Annotated in this window: 14 protein-coding genes; 7 read left to right on the top strand and 7 right to left on the bottom strand. The window is 64.6% G+C overall.

The annotated features are described in order from the left end of the window. The first annotated feature begins 79 nt into the window (after positions 1–79). The 3 genes from HNR60_RS11445 (at position 80) to HNR60_RS11455 (ending at position 3,256) form a co-directional block, all read left to right on the top strand. The gene (locus HNR60_RS11445) at positions 80–1,174 is read left to right on the top strand and encodes a cobalamin B12-binding domain-containing protein (protein ID WP_184257504.1); all 1,095 of its coding nucleotides are present in this window, start codon (positions 80–82) and stop codon (positions 1,172–1,174) included. Further along, positions 1,150–2,073 (top strand): diguanylate cyclase, encoded by a 924-nt coding sequence (locus HNR60_RS11450; protein WP_184257506.1) that lies wholly within the window; start codon positions 1,150–1,152, stop codon positions 2,071–2,073. Before HNR60_RS11445 ends, HNR60_RS11450 begins: the two co-directional genes overlap by 25 nt. Positions 2,074–2,518: 445 nt before the next feature. Continuing rightward, the gene (locus tag HNR60_RS11455; RefSeq protein WP_184257508.1) at positions 2,519–3,256 is read left to right on the top strand and encodes an SDR family oxidoreductase; all 738 of its coding nucleotides are present in this window, start codon (positions 2,519–2,521) and stop codon (positions 3,254–3,256) included. 290 nt (positions 3,257–3,546) lie between these two features. On the opposite strand, the gene HNR60_RS11460 is transcribed toward HNR60_RS11455, so the two are convergent. Next, positions 3,547–4,200 carry a DUF2147 domain-containing protein gene (locus tag HNR60_RS11460; RefSeq protein WP_430694917.1) on the bottom strand — a complete coding sequence of 218 codons (654 nt, stop codon included), beginning with the start codon at positions 4,198–4,200 and terminating at the stop codon, positions 3,547–3,549. 369 nt (positions 4,201–4,569) lie between these two features. Between HNR60_RS11460 and HNR60_RS11465 the strand changes: the two genes are divergently transcribed. The 3 genes from HNR60_RS11465 (at position 4,570) to HNR60_RS11475 (ending at position 7,509) form a co-directional block, all read left to right on the top strand. Continuing rightward, complete coding sequence (locus HNR60_RS11465; RefSeq protein ID WP_246432913.1) at positions 4,570–7,026, top strand: bifunctional diguanylate cyclase/phosphodiesterase; 2,457 nt, start codon at positions 4,570–4,572, stop codon at positions 7,024–7,026. An 89-nt stretch (positions 7,027–7,115) separates the two neighbouring features. Then, positions 7,116–7,292: a hypothetical protein gene (locus tag HNR60_RS11470; protein WP_184257512.1), complete on the top strand. Its 177-nt coding sequence runs from the start codon at positions 7,116–7,118 to the stop codon at positions 7,290–7,292. A 58-nt stretch (positions 7,293–7,350) separates the two neighbouring features. After that, positions 7,351–7,509 carry a hypothetical protein gene (locus HNR60_RS11475; RefSeq protein WP_184257514.1) on the top strand — a complete coding sequence of 53 codons (159 nt, stop codon included), beginning with the start codon at positions 7,351–7,353 and terminating at the stop codon, positions 7,507–7,509. A 100-nt stretch (positions 7,510–7,609) separates the two neighbouring features. Here HNR60_RS11475 and HNR60_RS11480 read toward each other — a convergent pair whose 3' ends face one another. The 6 genes from HNR60_RS11480 to HNR60_RS11505 all read right to left on the bottom strand — a co-directional run bounded on the left by HNR60_RS11480 (position 7,610) and on the right by HNR60_RS11505 (position 13,572). Then, positions 7,610–7,771, bottom strand: coding sequence for a hypothetical protein (locus HNR60_RS11480; RefSeq protein ID WP_184257516.1), 162 nt, complete (start codon positions 7,769–7,771; stop codon positions 7,610–7,612). A 193-nt stretch (positions 7,772–7,964) separates the two neighbouring features. Continuing rightward, positions 7,965–8,795 (bottom strand): hypothetical protein, encoded by an 831-nt coding sequence (locus tag HNR60_RS11485; protein WP_184257518.1) that lies wholly within the window; start codon positions 8,793–8,795, stop codon positions 7,965–7,967. Then, positions 8,792–10,675: a hypothetical protein gene (locus HNR60_RS11490; protein WP_184257520.1), complete on the bottom strand. Its 1,884-nt coding sequence runs from the start codon at positions 10,673–10,675 to the stop codon at positions 8,792–8,794. Before HNR60_RS11490 ends, HNR60_RS11485 begins: the two co-directional genes overlap by 4 nt. A 794-nt stretch (positions 10,676–11,469) precedes the next feature. Continuing rightward, the gene (locus HNR60_RS11495; protein ID WP_184257522.1) at positions 11,470–12,498 is read right to left on the bottom strand and encodes an NAD(P)/FAD-dependent oxidoreductase; all 1,029 of its coding nucleotides are present in this window, start codon (positions 12,496–12,498) and stop codon (positions 11,470–11,472) included. Positions 12,499–12,791: 293 nt separating this feature from the next. Beyond that, positions 12,792–13,112: a 2Fe-2S iron-sulfur cluster-binding protein gene (locus HNR60_RS11500; protein ID WP_184257524.1), complete on the bottom strand. Its 321-nt coding sequence runs from the start codon at positions 13,110–13,112 to the stop codon at positions 12,792–12,794. A 112-nt stretch (positions 13,113–13,224) separates the two neighbouring features. Beyond that, positions 13,225–13,572 carry an Hpt domain-containing protein gene (locus HNR60_RS11505; RefSeq protein ID WP_246432910.1) on the bottom strand — a complete coding sequence of 116 codons (348 nt, stop codon included), beginning with the start codon at positions 13,570–13,572 and terminating at the stop codon, positions 13,225–13,227. Positions 13,573–13,984: 412 nt separating this feature from the next. On the opposite strand from HNR60_RS11505, the gene HNR60_RS11510 reads away from it, so the two are divergent. Continuing rightward, on the top strand, positions 13,985–20,029 hold the full coding sequence (locus HNR60_RS11510; RefSeq protein WP_184257528.1) for an apolipoprotein A-IV repeat region-like domain-containing protein: 6,045 nt from the start codon (positions 13,985–13,987) through the stop codon (positions 20,027–20,029). Positions 20,030–20,202: the final 173 nt, after the last annotated feature.

Genomic DNA, 20,202 nt, shown 5'->3' on the forward strand with positions numbered 1-20,202 from the left:
CACGACAGGGCGCCACCCGGAACCGCAATGCGATTCCGGCCAATAGGTGTTTCCGACGGCCGGACTCAAGGAGCGAGCCATGCAGGCTGAACTGAAGACGCTGGGACCGGCCGCGCTGCGGCAGTTTCAAAGCCTTGAATTCGATGCTGCAAGGACCGTCACCGAGCGGTTCTTTCCCGACTCGCGTCCTATTCCCAATCAGTTCCAGCGCCAGGACGAGTGCCGCGAATATCTGATCCATCATCTGGAATTCCTGAAGCCGGTGCTGCAATTCGGAACATTGGCACCGATGACGAAGTATCTGCACTGGCTCGATAGCGTGCTGACCGCCCGCAATGTGCCGCCCGACAGCCTGGAACAATCGCTGCAGTGGCTCGCGGAGTATTTCTCCGCGCGGATGGATTGCAGCGACGCCGAGGTGGTGAACGCGGCGCTGCTGGCGGCGCGCGACGATTTCATCGCCACCAGCGATCCGGCGAGCGCGGTCGCGCCGTCTAAGCCGAACGTCGAGGTCGCGGCGTTTCAGGCTGCGTTGCTCGACGGCGATCAACGCACCGCGCTGGCGATCGTCAATCGCTGTCTCGACCACGGCCGCAAGCTGACCGATGTCGAACTCGAACTGATCCAGCCGGCGCTGTACGGCATCGGCGAGGCCTGGCAGGCCAACGAAGTCAGCGTCGCGCAGGAACATCTCGCCACCGCGATCGTGCATTCGATCATGACCGTGGCGCTGCTGCGCGCCAAACCGCCGGCGCTGAACGGCAAGCGCGTGCTGTTGGCCTGCGTCGCCGGCAACCAGCACAGCGTCGGGCTGCGCATGGTTGCGGACGCGTTCCAGCTCTCCGGCTGGGAGGTGCAATATCTCGGCGCCGACGTGCCGACCGGCGCGCTGATCGAGCAGATCGCAGGCTGGTCTCCGCACATTGTCGGGCTCGCGGTGTCGTTTACCCAGCAGATCGGCGCGGTCAAGGATGCTATCGTGCAGATCAACCAGCGTTTCGGAGCGGCGCGGCCGCCGGTGCTGATCGGCGGGATGGCGATCAATCACTTCGACTGGCTGGTCAATATGGTCGGCGCGGACGGCTCCGGCGCCGACGCGCAGCACGCCGTCGCGGCGGCCGAACGCCTCGTCAACGATAAGGACAGCCGGTGTCGTGGATCACGCCCGAACTGAAGCAGCTCTCCGCCGTGGTGGCAGCGACGCTGGCTGACGACGGCACGCTGATCGAAGCCAATGCCGGCTTCCTGCGCGTCGCCCGGCTGCCCGCGCAACAGCCGGCCAACGCCTCGGTGGCGCGCGCTTTCGTCCAACCGACGTTCGCCGCGCTGCTGCGCGTCGTGCCCGACGCCGACGGCGAGATCCACCACGGCCTGTTGACCATGGGCGATCCGATGGCGGCGACGCGGACGCTGCGCGGCCGGGTCTGGCACCGCGACCGCGTGCTGCAGGTCTTGGCCGAATACGACATCGACGAGCTGGAGCGGCTCAATGCCAAGATGCTCGAACTCAACCGCGACTACGCCGAGGCGCAGTTCGAGCTGGCGCAGACCAATATCAAGCTGCAGCAGCGCGAGGCCGAGATCCTCGCCCTGACGCTGACCGACTCGCTGACCGGGGTCGGCAATCACCGCCGGCTGGAGCAGGAGCTCGCCACCGAGATCAAGCGCTTCGAGCGCACCGGCGAGCCGCTCAGCGCCTTCATGGCCGACCTCGATCACTTCAAGAGCATCAACGACAGCTACGGCCACGACGTCGGCGACAAGGTGCTGGCGGCGTTCGGCGCGCTGCTACGCGCGCAGACCCGCGCCACCGAAGTCGCGGCGCGGATCGGCGGCGAGGAATTCGTCGTGCTGCTGCCGCACACCAGGCTCAAGGAAGCGCTGCTGACCGCGGAACGGATCCGCGCCGCGCTGCAGGCCTTGTCGATCGCCTCGATGCCGATCCGCCCCACCGCCAGCTTCGGCGTCGCCACGATGGCCAAGGCGGAGAGCCGCGACGCCTTCATGCGCCGCGTCGACACCGCGCTCTACGCCGCCAAACGCGCCGGCCGCAATTGCGTGGTCGCGGGGTAGAGGGGTTTTGGAGCGGGGTTTTCGGTCGGGTTCAGTTCAGTCCGAAGCATCACCCCACTTGCCGTGGTCATTCCGGGCCGCGAGCAGCTTTAGCTGCGAGCCAGCCCGGAATCCCTAGCCCCTGCAGAGGATATGGATTCCGGGCTCGCTCGTTCTAGAGTCTCCGAAAAAGCTATCGATGGAATCAGTCGTTCAACGCGTCATTGTGAGGAGCTCTTGCGACGAAGCAATCCAGGGCCACACATGAGGCCCCTGGATTGCTTCGCACTTCGGCCAGCGCTGCGCGCCGGCCTCGGCTCGCAATGACAAAACCGCTGATGTGGCGGCTGCTTTTGCGTCCGACTCGACGACTCGCAATCCGGAATGACGACTGTATCTGTTGGCGGCCAGATTTATTCCTCAGCCCAGGTTTGAGCCGGCAGCCACACACAAAGGAGCAGCGACAATGACACCAACCAACAGGGTTGCGATCGTCACCGGAGCGTCGCGCGGCATCGGCGCCGCGATCGCGCGGCGGCTGGCGCACGACGGCCTCACCGTGATCGTCAATTATGCCGGCAGCGCCGACGCCGCCGCCAGGCTGGTCGACGAGATCGAGCGGTCGGGCGGTCGCGCCATCTCCTGCCAGGCCGACGTCGGCGATCCGCAGGCGGTGCGGCGGATGTTCGATGCCGCCGAGGCCGCCTATGGCGGCGTCGACGTGCTGGTCAACAATGCCGGCATCATGAACCTGGCGCCGCTCGCGCAAGCCGACGACGCGAGCTTCGACCAGACCATCGCGGTCAACCTCAAAGGCACCTTCAACGGCCTGCGCGAGGCGGCGAAGCGGCTGCGCGACGGCGGCCGCATCGTCAATTTTTCGTCGAGCGTGGTCGGGCTGTACCAGCCGGGCTACGGCGTCTATGCCGCCAGCAAGGCGGCGGTCGAGGCGCTGACGCATATCCTCGCCAAGGAGCTGGGACCCCGCGGCATCACCGTCAACGCGGTGGCGCCGGGGCCGGTCGCCACCGAGCTGTTTCTGTCAGGCAAGGATCAGGCGACGCTCGATCGCATCACCCAGATGAACCCGCTCGGCCGTCTCGGCGAGGTCGACGACATCGCCGGCGTCGTCGCCTTGCTGGTCGGGCCGGACGGCGGCTGGATCAACGGCCAGATCCTCCGCGCCAATGGCGGCGTGGTCTGAGCGGCGCAACCAGAATCCGTCGTCATTCGGATTGCGAGTTCGCAACAACGAGCAAGCCCGAGCAAGTCCGGAATCCATGACCCCTGCAGGGGTCATGGATTCCGGGCTCACGCGCAGCTGAAGCTGCTCGTGGCCCGGAATGACGGCAACCGAAAATGCACTAACAGTGAACGTCATTGCGAGCCGAGGCCGGCGCAGCGCCGGCCGAACAGCGAAGCAATCCAGGGGCCTCACGCGTAGCCCTGGATTGCTTCGTCGCAAGAGCTCCTCACAACGACGACCTCAAGCCCTCATTTCGCCGCCGGAGCCGGAGCCGGGGCGGCCTTCGGCTTGGCGGGCGCTGGCGCCTTCGGCGCGCCGGCTGCAGCCGCGGTGGTCGCCGCCGGAGTGGCCTGCGCGGCCTGGGCCGGCAGGAACTTGGCGACGATCGCCGGGTCGAGCTGCGACACCGCGGTGTCGGGCAGCCGCTGCCAGGTCTCGTCCTTGCCCAGCATCGGCGTCATCAGATAGCCGCGCAGCGTCAGCGCCTGGCCGTCCGGGCTGACCTTGAGCTGCGCCTTCCAGATGTCGCCGTTGCGCGGGTCGAGGATGTTGCCGCCGAGATATTCCAGCCCCTTGCGCTTCATGTCGCGGATCAGCGAAATGCCGAGGATCGGCGCGTCCTTGCGGTCGTCCTCGCATTCGTCGCAGATCGCGTTGGCGGGCGCGCCGGGCTTCGCGAAGGTCTTCGCCACCACGCCCTCATACATCCCGTTGCCGCGGTCGAGCATCAACAGCCAGACCACCGGCTTGCCGTCCTCGCTGCGCTGCCACAGCCCGACCGCGCTGGGTTCCGGGCCGGCCGCCATGGCGGAGCCGACCAGAACCGCCAATGCGGCACCGACCGCTACCAGCCGTCGAACTCCCAATCCAAACGTCCACATCGCGCCACCGGGTTTATGCATTTTCATTTTGCCGCCGAACTGAGTTGATACTGGCCACGATCACAGCCTCTGGACATGGCATTTTGATGGTTTGGCGCCGCGGGGCCGCAGGCCGTGCGATCCGCGCCGCCATCAGCAATTAGCCTCTGCAACCGTCGATTGCAAGTCGTGCCCCCCCGCCGCGTCGGCTCGCCGCCCGATGATTAAAACAATCCAGACGGGTTGCGCGGTTTTCTTAAGTGATCGTTCGGCCTGACCGCAGAACACGCTCGGCAAAGGGGCTTTGGAGAGCTTTTGTTGGGAACTTGGCCTCCACACTCGTTATCCGCAATCGCGCCCGCGATGGCAACCGCAACGTCGCAATTCCCGCCTCGGACCATTGCCGTGAACATGTCGCAAAATCTCGCTGTCGGCGCCAGCGCCCGCCGCTATCTGGTGACCGTGCTCGCCGCCCTGGTCGGCACGCTGGTGTCGATCGCCGCCTTCGTGGCGATCTCGCGATGGGAACAGCGGATCGCCGATCTCAAGCTGCGCGAGATCGCCGGCAACTACCTGCAGGTGCTGAACTCGGATCTGGAACGCGCCACCGACGTGCTGTACCCGCTGCGGGCTTATTTCGACAACAGCGACACGGTCAGCCGCCACGAATTCCAGACCTTCGCCCGCGATCTGCGCGGGCGCGTGAGCGGGCTGCGCAACGCCGGCTGGATGCCGCGCGTCGACCGCGCACAGCGCGAGCGGTTCGAGCAGTTCGTCAGCGACCACGGCTTTCCGGATTTCGAGATCTGGCAGCGCGACGCGGCCGGCAACCGGGTCCGCGCGCCGCAGCGCGACGAGTATTTCCCGGTGCTGTATGCCGAGGAATACACCAGGCAGGTGCTCGGCTTCGACATGATGTCGCGGCCGCTCCGCGCCGCGGCGATCGCGCGGGCGCGGGCCTCGGGGCGGATGGCGGCGACGCCGCCGCTCGACATGCTGACCAAGCCGGAGCCCGGCGGCTTCATCGTGTTCATGCCGGTCTATGACAAGAATGCGCCGCAGCCGGAGACGGCGCGGCCTCCCTTGGGATACCTGTGCGCCATCTTCGACATCGCGCCGATGATCGAGGGCATCCTGCGCGCCAAGCCGCTGCCGCCCGGCCTCGACGTCTATCTGTTCGATCCCGACGAGACCGGCGCCGGCCGCAACATCCTGTGGCATCCGTCGCACACCCGCACCACGCCGGCGGCGGCGCCGGACGAGGCCGCGATGCGCGCCGGGCTGCACACCACCGGCACCATCAAGATCGCCGACCAGCACTGGGACGCGCTGTTCGCCCCGGCCGGCGAAGGCGCCATCGCCAGTTCGAACTGGATGGCGCTGGCGGTGCTGATCGCCGGCCTGATGCTGACCGCGGCGATCGTCAGCTATCTGCTGCGCTCGCTGCAGCGGACGCTGCGGCTGGAATTTCTCACCACCAGCCTGCGCGGCGCCACCGCGGAGCTGCAGCGCGAAAGCGCCAAGGTCACCAAGCTCGCCAGCCTCGACGCCATGACCGGGCTCGCCAACCGCGCGAGCTTCCTCGGGCAATTGTCGGCGAGCTTCGCCGACGCGCGGCGTGACGACGGCCGCTTCGCGGTGATCTGCCTCGACCTCGATCATTTCAAGGACGTCAACGACACGCTCGGCCATCCGATCGGCGACCGGCTTTTGCAGATCGCGGCGCGGCGGCTCTCCGGGATGCTGAAGGCGACCGACCTGATCGCCCGGCTCGGCGGCGACGAATTCGCCGTCCTGCTCGCCGGCGTCGCCGACCGCGACACCGTCGCCGCCATCGCCGGCCGGCTGATCGAGGGGCTCGGCGAGCGCTACGACCTCGACGGCAACGAGGCGCACATCTCCGCCAGCCTCGGCATTTCGGTGTACGGGCCGGACACCGCCTCGGCCGAGGCGATGATGATCGAGGCCGACCTGGCGCTGTACCGCGCCAAGAGCGAGGGCCGCAACGGCTACGTGTTCCATTGCGCCGAGCTCGACCGCGCGGTGCGCGAGCGGGTCCGGGTCAACGACGAATTGCAGGCGGCGCTGCGCAACGGCGAATTGACGCTGCACTACCAGCCGCAGGTCGAGGTGCCGTCCGGCCGCATCAACGGCCTCGAAGCCTTGGTGCGCTGGAATCACCCGCGCCGCGGCCTGCTGTATCCCGGCGCCTTCATCCCGATCGCCGAGACCACCGGGGCGATCGTCGGGATCGGCCGCTTCGTGCTGGAGGAAGCCTGCCGGCAGATCAAGCGCTGGCAGGCCGAGGGCATCGATCCGCCGCGGGTCGCCGTCAACATCTCGGCGGCGCAGTTCAAAGGCGCCGCCCCGCTCGATCAGCAATTGCGCGAGACGCTGGCGCGCTACGACGTCGATCCCGCGCTGATCGAGATCGAGCTCACCGAATTCGCGCTGCTAGAATCCACCAAAGCCAACAGCGACACCATCCGACGGGTGCGCGAGCTCGGCATCAGCGTGGCGATCGACGATTTCGGCACCGGCTATTCGTCGCTGGAATACCTTCGTACCTACCGGGTCAACCGGCTGAAGATCCCGCAGCAATTCATGACCGAGGTGGCGATCGAATCCGGCGACGCCGCGATCGTGCGCGCCGCCCTCGTGCTGGCGCGCGAACTCGGCATGGACGCCATCGCCGAGGGCGTCGAGACCCCGGAGCAGCTCGCCTTCCTGCTCAGCGCCGGCTGCCGCAACGTGCAGGGCTATTATTTCAGCCGCCCGGTCGCGGTCGAGGCGCTGCGGCCGCTGCTCGACGACGGCGTGATCCACCGCGCGCCCGCCGCCCCCGAGACCGTCCGGCTGGCGGTATGAACGGCCCCGGCCGCGCCACCTGCGTAATGTACCGGAATTGGCGGGGCGGATTTCGCTCCCTAGGCTGGTAATACAACCAGGAGATCGCCATGCAGCCCTATGTCCGTGACGAGAATCTGAAGCGCTACCGCAAGGCGCTGAGCGAGGCCGAGACCATCGAGCACCGGGTGATCTTCTCGGCGCTGATCGCCAATCTGGAGTGTTTCGAGCCGGTGGTGCGGCTGCCGGAGCCGCAGCCGAACGAAAATTTCAAGCAGGTAGCATAGTCCCACCGCGCCCGCGGCGGGTTCCCCTAGGCTGCGCGCGGTCCAACGGGATTGCCGCATGCCCTCACGTCCCTTGATGTGCTTCAAATGCGCGGTACCGCGCGAACTGGTGCGAGTCTCGGCGCTCGCACCGGGCTTCGAGCTGCGCGAATTCCAATGCCCGCGCTGCGGCAAGGTGTTGCGGCTGACCACCAAGACCGGCGGCGGCCAGGGGTGATGGGGGTGGGACGCTTCTAGGGTGGGTTAGGCGCCCTTGCGCCGTAACCCACCGGCCGCCCGCACCGAAATGACGGCGCTGGCGCGACGCGCGCCGATCGTCAGAACAGCCCCGGGCTGAGATCGACGCCGTCGCTCATCAGCAGCACCGAGACCAACAGCCCCACGCCGCATAGCAGCACGATCTGCTCGAGGCCTTCGAGCTCGGGCGATCGCTCTGTCGAGGTGAACGCACGCGACACAGCTCTGGCGATCGCAACCATGACAAGCTCCCTGCTCGATCCCCAGAGGTAGGTCGATACGGGCGAGGGTTTGGGTTCAGGGGGAACAGACGCTAATAGTTAGCTCCGGATGCGCCTGGGAGGAAAAGGGGCAGAAGCAGTAGTTTCGAGTTGCAGGTAACCGCGACGCCCGCCATGCTCCTGCCTGTGGAGCACACTTCTGTAAATATCCAATCTATATACCAAACTGGTTTCTTGTTGCCGCCATACATGCCTGCTTTGTGAGCTTCGATTTGCCCTTTCGCACCTTCCGCTCCTCCTCTGATAGGAACACCTTCCAAATCCGTGAAAAGAGAATCCCCTCCAAGTCTGGGCGCCAATCGTCGCGCTTACGCCATTCAATGGCCCAGCGTTGACACATCAGCGCAAACAACTCTCTGTTGAAGGTAACCACCAACGTTGTAACGACGGACGCCACTTCTTGGAGTTGATCGAAGCGCACGACAATCATGACCGGCGTTTGCTGCGGAGGCACATCCAGTTGGACCGCGTTTTTGCCTGGCAGCACTCCATCCCCATGCACGATTCCGTGACGGATCTGACAAACCTTATCGAACTCTTGCAACAAAGCCCCAAACGAGCTTTCAGCCAATTTGAAACCAATATACTCCTGCGCCGCAGACTTAAGTTCCTTAGCTGACGAAAACGAGGAATTGTCGAACGCACTTCGACTAAACCCCTCGCGCCCGTGCCAAAGCAATCCCCCCAAATTGATTGTCTTAGCAGCTGCTGCTGACCTTGCCACTGGACAGAGCGTCATCGATTGCGACAGAACTTCACGAAAATAGGCCTCCGACGCAGCCACAACTCCGAGCACGAGAAGACGACCTATAAAATCGTTACTAATCAACGTTGTCGAGCTTCCATAACTGAGAGTTTCCCGCACACGTCGCAAAAACACATCGATAGCGCTGCCACCCACACAAGGCCTCAGATACTGTGGAACGGCTCCAAGTTTGGACACCGGAGGCGCCTCATTAACAAAATCAACAAGAGCAACCGTCACGCAATGTATTCCTCGGCATAAGTAACAATCTGCTCTGTGCGCACGGGGCCAATGTATTTGACCGACCGGATTCTCGAACGATCGACATCCATCAGAATGTCTTTAACAGTCCTAATCGTCGATTCCGCCTTGATTCGCTTCACAAGCCGATTGCTAAGCGGAAGAACGCTGATGTCCTTATTTACTAGTTCATCATACAGCGAGCTCGTCTTCAGTTGGGAACCGCAATTCTGACAGAAACGAGCATTCTCGCTCGCTCGTTCCGCTCCGCACGATTGGCAATGCGGTAGCGTCAAACGAAACAGCTTCGCGAACAACCCCTTTTCCACAAGAGTGTCCGGCGATATTCGGGGCCACGCCTGGTGCGTTGGGGCTTTAAAGGCGGCGACGAACGAACTTACGGTCTTCGTACGCCTACCTATCAGCGCATTCTGAGTGATTAGGTCGCCATAGTGAACCGTGTAGAGCTCGAAAACACCTTTCACGCCGCGACTATTTTCTCCAACGGGCATAACGAGGCCCGCGTACTGAAAAAAGCTCAATACCTTCTCTATTTCCGGCGGAACGGGCTTTTTAAGTCCAAACTCCAAAGCCTGATTGTCGTCCGGCCGGTCCCTATTCAGGGATTTGATGATCTCGATTATCTTCTGGTATATGCCCTGCCCCGTCTCAACAAATACGCTGTAAGCAGGTATCTTAATTGCCAAAGATTCGTAGACTCCGTGAGACAACTCTTTGCTTTGCTTGGCGATGTCAAATAGGCGCCGACGATCCACACCGCCCGTACTTGATAGGGCCGCTCCGCCATCATGATAGATGGTGCGCAGCATATTTAAGAAGGATCGGGGGATACCAAACGAGGCATACGCAAGAAATTCAATCGCTTCTGGCGTGGCCCTGAGTGCGATGGGAAGCTCACCGCCAAACCTCCGCTCCGCCAATGTTCGCATGAAGCCCAAATAACCCTGCCCATCGGGCCTAATCCACACATCTATCTGCTCGGCATCATGCCCAACGTGGAACGTCGGAGAATGTGTAGTTATCCCAGGGTACACAGCCGCCTTAGGTGAAATCTCACGACTCTTGATCTCTCTGAAGAACTCAAAAAAGTCCTCTTGCTGGCGCGGCGAAAATGCATGCGCCGCATCATCCATCAAGAGCACACATCGCACGAGGTCATTTCCTGCCAGAACTCGAACTATCGCCTTCGACAAGCCCTCCATTGTATAGGTAGTTGCGCTTTCTCCCGACAACGCGCTGCCTGTCTCCAAGCTTATCATTGCCTTCTCTAAATCGCCCTGAGATGGAAGCTCCGGCGGGGACATAAACCGATTAGAATTCTTAATTGCGTCTAATAGACCTTCATAGATCTTCAGTGTCAGCCATTGACGAAACCAAAAAGTGGCGTTTGGCGTCTTGGCATATAGCGGCTCGAGCTTAAGAGACAGCTTGAAATTCACATACACAGGCAATGTTGTTGGCTGAGAACTCCTTAACAAGGAGTAATAAGCCTTCAGCATAAGAGTCGTTTTGCCGCAACCACGCGGCCCGACCAATAGCTTTGCTCCACCAACTGATAGTCGACGAACTATGCTATCCTCGTCGGGATGCTCAGCACTTAGAGCGTTGAATGAATCCTCCTGGATATACTCGGCCTGCTCGATGAAGTTTCCGTCCAACGGCAACTCTTCACCATCGGCATTCTCGCTTTTTCCGACCATAACGCTAGGTTCAATCATTTTCTCAATCGCAATTATCGTTCGCGCGCATTTCAATGCGTCGAACACCGACGCCAAGGGCGCTAAGACGCGATCGCCCATCGTCCAATTATAATCCCATCGAGAATTAGGAATAGCCAATAAAATCGCTTCGCTGTCCATGCTATCGACCCAAGCATTACCTCTATCCTAAGCCTAAGAGCTAGCAGGCGACCGTTAGGGTGGTTTGGCTCGCTAGCCCGTAAGCGCCTCCGCTGACGACCGGCGCGGGGCGCCGACCGCCGCTCGGCCGACCCTCCCCGCAAGGGGGAGGGAATCGCCGCGCTGCCGCTCGCCGTCCCGCTGCGCCCCCGTGCACACCTATCCCCCGCGACACGCCGTCGCGGCGCCGCCGATTCGGCGCCTCTCCCACCCCCGGGGATAGCGTTATTTTCGCGGCGGATTTGCCTTATTTCGGCGCCTCGCGCGAAAGTCCGATTTCACCAAATTGCCGCGCTTTGGCCGCAAGGAATGTGGCACGGAAAATCGCTGCCTTGGCTTTGCCGCAAGATCAGCGGCCGCGAGCGGGATTGCCGCTCAGCGTCATTTTTGAAGTCAAATCAACCAGCTGACGCCTATTTTGCGGTCCCGCAAAAATCCGCGAAAGTTCGCTTTTCGTCGGTACACAGAAAACGCAAAAATCTTGCGGCAACCTCACCCCGTCATGCCGGGCTTGTCCCGGGCATCCACGCCGGCGAGCGAGACGATCGAGTTCGTGGATGGCCGGGACAAGCCCGGCCATGACGCGGAGAGCGCAGCGATTTGTCGGAGGCGCCGTCAGCGTGGCCGGCAGTGCGGGTCATGATCACCCCAGCAAAAAGCCGGACCGCTTTCGCGATCCGGCTTTCCGCTAATCAAGTAGCAGGCGCCTGCGCGGCGTCGCGCCGTTTGGCCGGCGTCGCGCGACAAACAACCGCTTAGTTGACGCCGAGCTTCTTCTGCAGGCTCGACGACGAGGTGGTGTACTGGAACACGACGCGCTTGTCCGGATAGACGTATTTGACGGCCTTCTGCGCCATCAGCGCGCCCTCGTGGAAGCCAGAGAGGATCAGCTTCAGCTTGCCCGGATAGGTGTTGATGTCGCCGATCGCGAAGATGCCGGGGACGTTGGTCTCGAAGGTGCCGGTGTCGACCGGGATCAGGTTGTTCTCCAGATGCAGGCCCCAGTTCGCCACCGGGCCGAGCTTCATGGTGAGCCCGAAGAACGGCAGCATGGCGTTGCAGGCGACCTTGGTGACGGTTCCGTCATTGCCCTTCACGGTGGCGGCGGAGAGCACGTTGCCCTCGCCTTCCAGCGCGGTGACCTGGCCGATCAAGAGATCCATCTGGCCGGAGGCGACCAGCGCGCGCATCTGCTCGACGCTGTGCGGCGCGGCACGAAAATCGTCGCGGCGATGCACCAGCGTGATGCGCTTGGCGAGCGGGTGCAGGTTGAGCACCCAGTCGAGCGCGCTATCGCCGCCGCCGACGATCATCAGATCCTTGTCGCGGAATTCTTCCATCTTGCGCACCGCGTAGTGCACCGAGCCGCCCTCGTAAGCCTCGATGCCCGGCACCGGCGGACGCTTCGGCTGGAACGAGCCGCCGCCGGCGGCCACCACCAAGACCTTGCACTCGAACACCTTGCCGGCGTCGGTGGTGACGCGGAAGCCGGGGTCGCCGATCTTCTCCACGGTCTCGATCATCTCGTTGAGATGGAAGGTCGGGTTGAACGGCTTGATCTGCTCGAGCAGGGATTCGGTGAGGCCGTGGCCGGTGATCATCGGAATGCCGGGAATGTCGTAGATCGGCTTTTCCGGATACAGCTCGGCGCATTGGCCGCCGATCTTGTCGAGAATGTCGACCAGGTGCACCTTGACGTCGAGCAGGCCCAGTTCGAACACGGCGAACAGTCCGCAGGGGCCCGCGCCAACAATCAGGACATCGGTTTTGATCGCTTCGCTCATCGTTCCATCTTTTCGGTTGGGTTGCGGCAGGCTGGCTTTGGCGGCGTGTCTAGCCAAAGCGGCCAGGAGAGGAAAGTCATAATTAGGTCGGGCGGCGCGGGGCGACCTTGTCCTATCTCAAGAACTGCTCCAAGGACGGGCCGCGGCCATGCGGCAGCCGCGGCCGCTGGCCCAACGGCCCCGGCATCCCTGTATTTCGACTTTCGGATGGTGTGCGGCTCGGCGATCGCGATCGCAATCCGCACGCCGGCGACGCGCGGTCGACGTGCCGGCGGCAGGCCGCGTGAGGCTGTTTAAGCCTGGCGTTCCGGCACGGTGACGACCAGGCCGTCGAGTTCCTCGGTGACCTTGATCTGGCACGACAGCCGCGAATTCGGCCGCACGTCGAAGCCGAAGTCCAGCATGTCTTCTTCCATCGGGGTCGGCGCGCCGGTCTTGTCGCGCCAGGCCTCGTCGACATAGACGTGGCAGGTGGCGCAGGCGCAGGCGCCGCCGCACTCGGCTTCGATGCCCGGCACGGCGTTGCGGATGGCGGCCTCCATCACGGTGGCGCCCTCCTCGACCTCGACGGTGCGGGTTTCGCCGGAGTGATCGACAAAATTAATCTTGGCCATGATTGCTCGTGCTGCTGCATAGAAAAGTTCGGGGCCGTCCCTATAGCGGGTCGATCCCGTTTCCGCCAGCACCTCGCGCAAAAACCAGGCAGTTGCGCTCAGCAATCCGGCATCAGCAGCGCTTCAGCCGCTCGCCGATCGCCTCGCTCGCGGCTTTCACCGCAAGATCGAGCGCCCACAACGCCAGCGAGGCGTCGCCGCCATGAGTCAGCACGGTCTCGAGTTCGGAGGCCGCATCCGCCACCGTGAAGGCGCCGATGCCGCGCGCCGAACCCTTTAACTTATGCGCCAGCGCCGCGGCGTCGTCCGGCCACTCGGTGAGGCGGGCGATCAGGCCTTTGGCCTGCGCGATGAACAGCGCCAGCACCTCGCGCTCCAGCGCCTCGTCGCCGAGCGTCATCCGCTGCAGATGCTGATGGTCGATGGGAGCTGCCTCAGGCACGATCGAAGGCGACGGCATCCAGGCGATCCATCCGGGTTGAAACATCAAGTCACTCACTATTGGCCGGGCCGGCTCATTCCGACCAAAAATCTCACCCCCAGCCAACCACGCCAGTGGTTAACGGATCCTTTGTGCGTTTGCCGCAAGTTTGCCCGGATTTTGCCGACAGTTTGCCATTAAACCTCGATTTCCGCAGGATTTTTCCCCGTAACACTACGCGGCGGCCGGCGCGTTAACGATGATTAAGATGTTCTTAACGGCAACCATTTCATTCGCATCGCCAAGACAATAGGATGTTTGCGGAGTGGTGGGACAAGCTGGCGGGATCAATGGGTATTTATCCCAGGCGACCCGCCGGAGCCGGCGATCAGGCCGCGGTCGGTGACCGCGCAAAGTCCCCGGATGCGTAGAACAAGGGCGTAGACTGCACATGGCGAACAATCCCAAGAAGGTCAAAGATCCCACCGAAGTTGCGCTGTCTGCGATTCAGGAGGCCCTGAACATCAGCGACGCGCCCCCGGCCGGCGGCGAAACGACCTCGGTGCGGACTGACACTTCGCCAAAAACCCCCGACATCGACGTCGGCGGCGGCTTCGAGCCGCGGATGCCCGAGCCACGCGCCGGTTTCGACGACGCCGAGGAGCAGCGCTTCACCCGCCGCGCGGCGAACGACGACCGCGAAACCATCGGCCAATTGCTGCAGGCCATTCAGAATGGCCGCCCGGCCCGCAACGTCTATACGCTCGCCTCGGTGTTCGCCGGCATCTGGCTGGTCGGCGCCGGGCTGTTGACCGTCGCTTTTCTGCCGTCGCTACAGGCCTTTATCGGTCAGGGCAGCGGCGGCGTGCTGGCGCTGGCCGGGCTGGTCGCGCTGTTCTTCGCGCCGGTGATGCTGTTCTATTTCCTCGCCAGCCTGGCCTGGCGCGGCCAGGAATTGCGGATGATCGCGCAGTCGATGGCGCAGGTCGCGATCCGCTTTTCCGAGCCGGAAGGCAGCGCCAGCGATTCCATGGTGACAGTCGGCCAAGCGGTCCGCCGCGAGGTCGCGGCGATGGGCGACGGCATCGAGCGCGCGATCGCCCGCGCCGGCGAACTCGAAACCCTGGTCGCCAATGAAGTGTCGGCGCTGGAACGCGCCTATTCCGATAACGAAGTGCGGATTCGCGCGCTGCTGCAGGACATCGCGCATCAGCGCGACAATCTGGTCGGCCAGGCCGAGCAGGTGCGCAGCGCGATCTCCGGGGTGCAGATCGATCTGCGCCATGACATCGCGTTGATTTCCGACGCCATCGCCTCGCGCGTCGACGAAGTCGCCAAGAGCATCACCGGCGCTTTGGAAGAGCGCGGCGCGCACATCACCAACGCGCTGAGCACCGCCGGCGATCACATGATCCTCACCCTCGGCGAGCGCGGCGGCGATCTGTTGGACCGCTTCGAGGAAGCCAGTTCGGAGACCACGCGCGCCGTGCTCGACGCCAGCGAGCGGCTCACCACCAGCCTGAATTTCAAGACCGGCCACGTCCACAACGAATTCGTCGAATTGGCGGATCGCGTGCACGACATGCTGAACGAGCGGATCGACCGCATCACCGGCGAATTCGAGCAGAAGTCTGCCTCCATCGTCGACGCGATCTCCGACCGCACCGAGCAGGTCCACGACTCGCTGAAGAACTCCTCGGACTCGCTGTTGCTCGAGCTCGAGCTGCGCAGCGGCGATCTGGTCAGCAAGATCGACGACGCCGGCAACCGGCTCGCCACCCAGGTTCTGACCAGCGGCGACAAGGCCAGCGAAGCGCTCGACGTCACGGTCAACACCTTGGTCGCCAAGGTCGTCAGCCAGACCGAGAACGCGCACGACACGCTCAGCATGCAGATGAGCGCGTTCGACGAATTGGTGAAGGAGCAAGGCAGCGAACTCGCCGAGCGCTTCGCCCGCGACAGCGGCACGCTGGGCGCGTTGATCACCCGCCACATCTCCGAATTCGACCGCACCGTGAAGACCTTCGGCGGCGACATCGTCGACCGCATGGGACAGCGCACCCACGAGATCTCCGAGACGCTGAAGACCTATGTCGACACCTTCGACACCAGGCTCACCGCCAACAGCGGCGCCATCAGCGCCGCGCTCGACCAGCGGCTGCTGCAGTTCGAGACCACCTTCGAAACCCGCGTGACGGGGCTCGACGGTTCTCTCGACAGCAAGATCAAGAGCTTCGACAGCGCGGTCGACGGCCACCTGAAGTCGCTGGAATTGACCTTCGATACCAGGGCCAATTCGGTGATCGAAACCATCGACAGCCGCATCGAAACCCTGAGTTCGTCGCTGACCGACGGCGCGGCGCAGGCCATCGAGTCGATCGACACGCGGCTCAGCCATCTGACGCAGTCGCTCACCGACGGCGCCACCAACGCCGCCGAAACCATCGACTCGCGGCTCAGCCTGCTGACCCAGTCGCTGACCGACGGCGCCGCCAACGCCACCGAGGCCGTCGACAGCCGCCTCAGCGAATTGACCAAGACGCTGACCGAGCGCGCCGCCCACGCCACCGACGCGATCGACGGCCGGCTGAGCCGGCTCACCACGTCGTTCACCGTCAGCGCCGCGGAAGCCACCGACGCCATCGACGCGCGCATCAACCGGCTCACCGTCACCTTCACCGAGGGCTCCGCCACCGCCACCGAGGCGATCGACGCACGGCTCAGCCGCCTCACCCAAGCCTTGACCGACGGCGCCGCCAACGCCACGCAGGCGATCGACAACCGGCTCAGCCATCTGACCCACGCGCTGACCGAAGGCGCCGCCAACGCCACCGAAGCGATCGACAGCCGGCTCAGCCAGCTGACGATGTCGCTGACCGACGGCGCCACCCAGGCGGTGCAGTCGATCGACTCGCGCCTCGCCCACCTCACCCGCTCGCTCACCGACGGCACCGCGCAGGCGGTCAGCGCCATCGACCAGCGCATCGCCGACGTCACCGAGACAATCGATGGCCGCAGCGGCCAGCTCGCCGACATCGTCACCGCGCGGTTCCAGGAAATCCATCACGGGCTGGAGACCAGCGCCGGCGCCGTCGCCAACGACATCGACATCCGCGTCACCCAGTTCGAGGATCTGCTGGGCTCGCGCGTCGAGGCCGTGGTCGGCCGCATCGAGAGCAGCGGACGCAACGCCAGCGACACCCTGATGGCCCGCGCCGAGGAATTGTCGCTCGGCATCAAGGCCCATGTCGACGACGCCGAGCGCGCGCTGACCCATCTCGTCGTCAACACCAGCGAGACCATCCAGGTCGGCGCCCGCGCCGCCCAGGAATCGCTGCTGTCGGCCTCCGCCGAAGTCGGCGCCCAGCTCAAGTTGACCTCGAACGAGCTCGAGACCGCGCTCACCGCGGTCGGCACCAATGCGGCGGGTTCGATCGTCAGCAGCGCCCGCGACGCCCAGGCGACGCTGCTCGCCGCGTCGACAGGCGCAGCCGACCAGATCAAATCGCTGGCCGCCGATGTCGAGCGCTCGCTGTCCACCGCCGGCAGTTCCACCGCCACGTCGCTGCTCTCCGGAGCCCGCGAGGCGCAGACCACGCTGGTCGCCACCTCGGCCGACGTCGCCAACCAGATCCGCTCGCTGTCGGCCGATATCGAGCGCACGCTGTTCGCAGCCGGCTCAGCCACCGCGGACTCCGTGCTGACCGGCGCCCGCGCCGCGCAGACCGCCCTGGTCACCGCCTCGTCGGATGCTTCCGAACACGTCAAGTCGCTGACCGCCGACGTCGAACGCACGCTGTCCGCCGCCGGAACGGCCACCGCCGAGACCATCCTCAACAGCGCGCGGGACGCGCAGACCGCGCTCGTCACCGCCTCCTCGGACGCCGCCAACCACGTCCGGTCCTTGACCATCGACGTCGAGCGCACGCTGTCGGCGGCCGGATCGTCCACCGCCGAGTCGATTCTCGGCAGCGCCCGGGAAGCCCAGGAGCGGCTGCTCGGCGCCTCGACCGACGTGTCGGGTCAGGTCAAATCGCTCGCCGGCGACGTCGAACGCACGCTGACCGCGGTCGGCACCTCGACCGCCGCCGCCATTCTGTCCGGCGCGCGGGAAGCGCAGAACACCCTGCTCAGCGCCTCCACCGAGACCGCAGGCCAGGTCAATGCGCTGGCCGAAGACGTCGAACGCCGGCTGTCGGCGGTCGGCATCGCCACCGCGGAGGCGATCGTCTCCGGCGCCCGCGAGGCGCAGAGCAGTCTCGCCACCGCGTCCGAGGATGCCTCCAACCACGTCAAGTCGCTGGCGATCGACGTCGAACGCACGCTGACCAAGGTCGGCGCCGACACCGCGGCCTCGCTGCTCGGCAATGCCCGCGAGGTGCAGGCGACCCTGGTCACGGTGACGTCGGAGTCCGCCAACCAGATGAAGGCGATCTCCGCCGACATCGAGCGCAACCTGGCGACGGTGACCGCCAACACCACCGACACCATCCAGGCCAGCGCCGCCAACGCGCAGACCGCGCTGGTCGCCGCCTCCAACGAGGTCTCGACCAAGATCAAGACCACTTCGGCCGAAATCGAACGCTCGGTGTTCGCAGCCTCCGGCAGCTTCGGCTCCGCCATGACCGGCAAGACCGACGAGATCGTCAGCTACGTGCAGCAGCAGACTGATCGGCTGGCGCAGATGATCGACGGCAAGCGCGGCCAATTGGTCGAAGCCATCGGCGGCCGCACCAGTCAGCTGACCATCGACATCGATCGCGTCACCGGCGAAGCGCTGAAGGCGATCGAAACCCGCGGCAAGGCGTTCTCGACCTCGATCGTGGCCAACAGCACCGAGGTTGCCCGCACCATCAACGGCGCCAGCGAACTCGCCACCGGAGCCGTCAGCAAGTCGCTGAAGGACCTCGAGCAGGCGTCGCGCAGCGCGATCGAGCAGTCGCGCCAGGTCTCGATTTCGGCGGTCACCGAGATGCAGGAGACCAGCAAGATCCTGCGCACCGACACCGTGGCGCTGTTCGAGCGGCTGCGCGAAGGCAACATCCTGCTGCAGGAAGTGCTCACCGGCGCCCACGAGAACCTCAACTCGCTGGAGCGTGCGCTGGTCACCCGGGTGGCGGACTTCGTCACCACCATGAACGACGTCAACTCGCAGAACGGCGTCGCCACCCAGGCCTTGGAAGACCAGCTCACGCTGTTCAACGCCAAGACCAGCCGGGCGCTGATCGATCTCGGCGCGCTGTCGGAACAGTTCGCCGCCCACGGCAATGCCCTGGTCGAGGCCGCGGCCTTGGTCGAGCAGAGCAACCGCGGCACCACCGCGTCGGTGGCCGAGCGCAAGGGCGAGCTGGAATCGCTGGTCACCACCATCGACCTGCGCACCGCCGATCTCGATCAGCGGCTGAGCCGGTTCACCGGGCTGTTGGATGAATCGCTGGCGGCGGCCGAAGAGCGCGCCCGCGACATCGCGCGGGTGGTGGCGGAAACCGCCGGCGCCGGATCGGCGACCATCGCGCGGCAGTTCGAGGCGGTGCGCACCTCCGCCGAACAGGAACGCCGGCTGACCTCCGAGGCGATGAGCGAACTGTATCAGCAGGGCACCCGCGAAGCCGACGCGATGTTCAAGCAGTCGGCCGACAAGTTCGCCGCCATGGTGCAGAGCATGAAGCAGATGGCGTCGGAGATGCACAACGAGCTGGAATCGACCCGGGAGGAATTGCGGCGCGGCGTGCTGGAAATTCCGCAGGAAGCCGCCGAGAGCACCGCGCAGATGCGCAAGGTGATCGTCGACCAGATCGAAGCGTTGGCCGAGCTGAACCGCATCGTCGCCCGCCACGGCCGCGGTCTCGACGTGGTCAGCAGCGGACGCAACACCCAGCGCGAGGAAGAGCCGATGCTGGCCGCCGCCGGCGGCCGCAACGAAACGCCGCTCCGTCAGGCCCCGCGCGGTCGCGACTCCAGCGCCGCCACCCTGCCGCCGCCGGATCTCGGCCTGCCGGTCGGACCGCGCCGCACCGAAGCGCCGCCGGTCAGCCCCGCGGCAGACGATCAGGGCCGCGACGGCTGGCTGTCCGACCTGCTCAGCCGTGCCGACAACGGCAACGAGCGTGAGGCCCCGCGCGGCCGCACGCCGCAACCGGCGCCACAGGCCGCGAGCAGCAACCCGCTCGACTCGCTGTCGCTCGACATCGGCCGGCTGCTCGATCGCAACCTCGCCGTCGAAATGTGGGATCGCTATCAGCGCGGCGAGGCCAAGGCCTTCAGCAAGCGGCTCTACACTCCGGCCGGCCAGAAGGCGTTCGACGAAGTCGGCCGCAAATATCGCAGCGACCGCAACTTCAAGCAGACCGTCGACCGCTACATCACCGAGTTCGAGCGGCTGCTCGACGAGGTGGCGCGCGACGAGCGCGGACCGGCGGTGCTGCGCGGCCATCTGGTCTCTGAAACCGGGCTGGTCTACACGCTGCTCGCCCACGCCTCGGGCCGGTTGGGATAGTCCCAAGCGGATCGCCGAGCACTGAACATCAAAAGGCGGAAGCGATGCTTCCGCCTTTTCGTTGTGTTCGAGGCGCGCTGGACGTTGTGGTTCGTCAAAGCTGGCGAATGGAGCGTTGCGTCATTGCTGGGCGCGCGCGACTTTTCGAGTCCGACTGATGCGCTGGTAAGATT

Source organism: Rhodopseudomonas rhenobacensis (assembly GCF_014203125.1).
Taxonomy (GTDB): Bacteria; Pseudomonadota; Alphaproteobacteria; order Rhizobiales; family Xanthobacteraceae; genus Rhodopseudomonas_A; species Rhodopseudomonas_A rhenobacensis.

Coding starts and splice junctions, on each gene's coding strand:
- HNR60_RS11445 (WP_184257504.1), top strand. CDS start 80: ATGCAGGCTGAACTGAAGACGCTGGGACCGGCCGCGCTGCGGCAGTTT.
- HNR60_RS11455 (WP_184257508.1), top strand. CDS start 2,519: ATGACACCAACCAACAGGGTTGCGATCGTCACCGGAGCGTCGCGCGGC.
- HNR60_RS11460 (WP_430694917.1), bottom strand. CDS start 4,200: ATGCATAAACCCGGTGGCGCGATGTGGACGTTTGGATTGGGAGTTCGA.
- HNR60_RS11465 (WP_246432913.1), top strand. CDS start 4,570: ATGTCGCAAAATCTCGCTGTCGGCGCCAGCGCCCGCCGCTATCTGGTG.
- HNR60_RS11470 (WP_184257512.1), top strand. CDS start 7,116: ATGCAGCCCTATGTCCGTGACGAGAATCTGAAGCGCTACCGCAAGGCG.
- HNR60_RS11475 (WP_184257514.1), top strand. CDS start 7,351: ATGCCCTCACGTCCCTTGATGTGCTTCAAATGCGCGGTACCGCGCGAA.
- HNR60_RS11480 (WP_184257516.1), bottom strand. CDS start 7,771: ATGGTTGCGATCGCCAGAGCTGTGTCGCGTGCGTTCACCTCGACAGAG.
- HNR60_RS11490 (WP_184257520.1), bottom strand. CDS start 10,675: ATGGACAGCGAAGCGATTTTATTGGCTATTCCTAATTCTCGATGGGAT.
- HNR60_RS11495 (WP_184257522.1), bottom strand. CDS start 12,498: ATGAGCGAAGCGATCAAAACCGATGTCCTGATTGTTGGCGCGGGCCCC.
- HNR60_RS11500 (WP_184257524.1), bottom strand. CDS start 13,112: ATGGCCAAGATTAATTTTGTCGATCACTCCGGCGAAACCCGCACCGTC.
- HNR60_RS11505 (WP_246432910.1), bottom strand. CDS start 13,572: ATGCCGTCGCCTTCGATCGTGCCTGAGGCAGCTCCCATCGACCATCAG.
- HNR60_RS11510 (WP_184257528.1), top strand. CDS start 13,985: ATGGCGAACAATCCCAAGAAGGTCAAAGATCCCACCGAAGTTGCGCTG.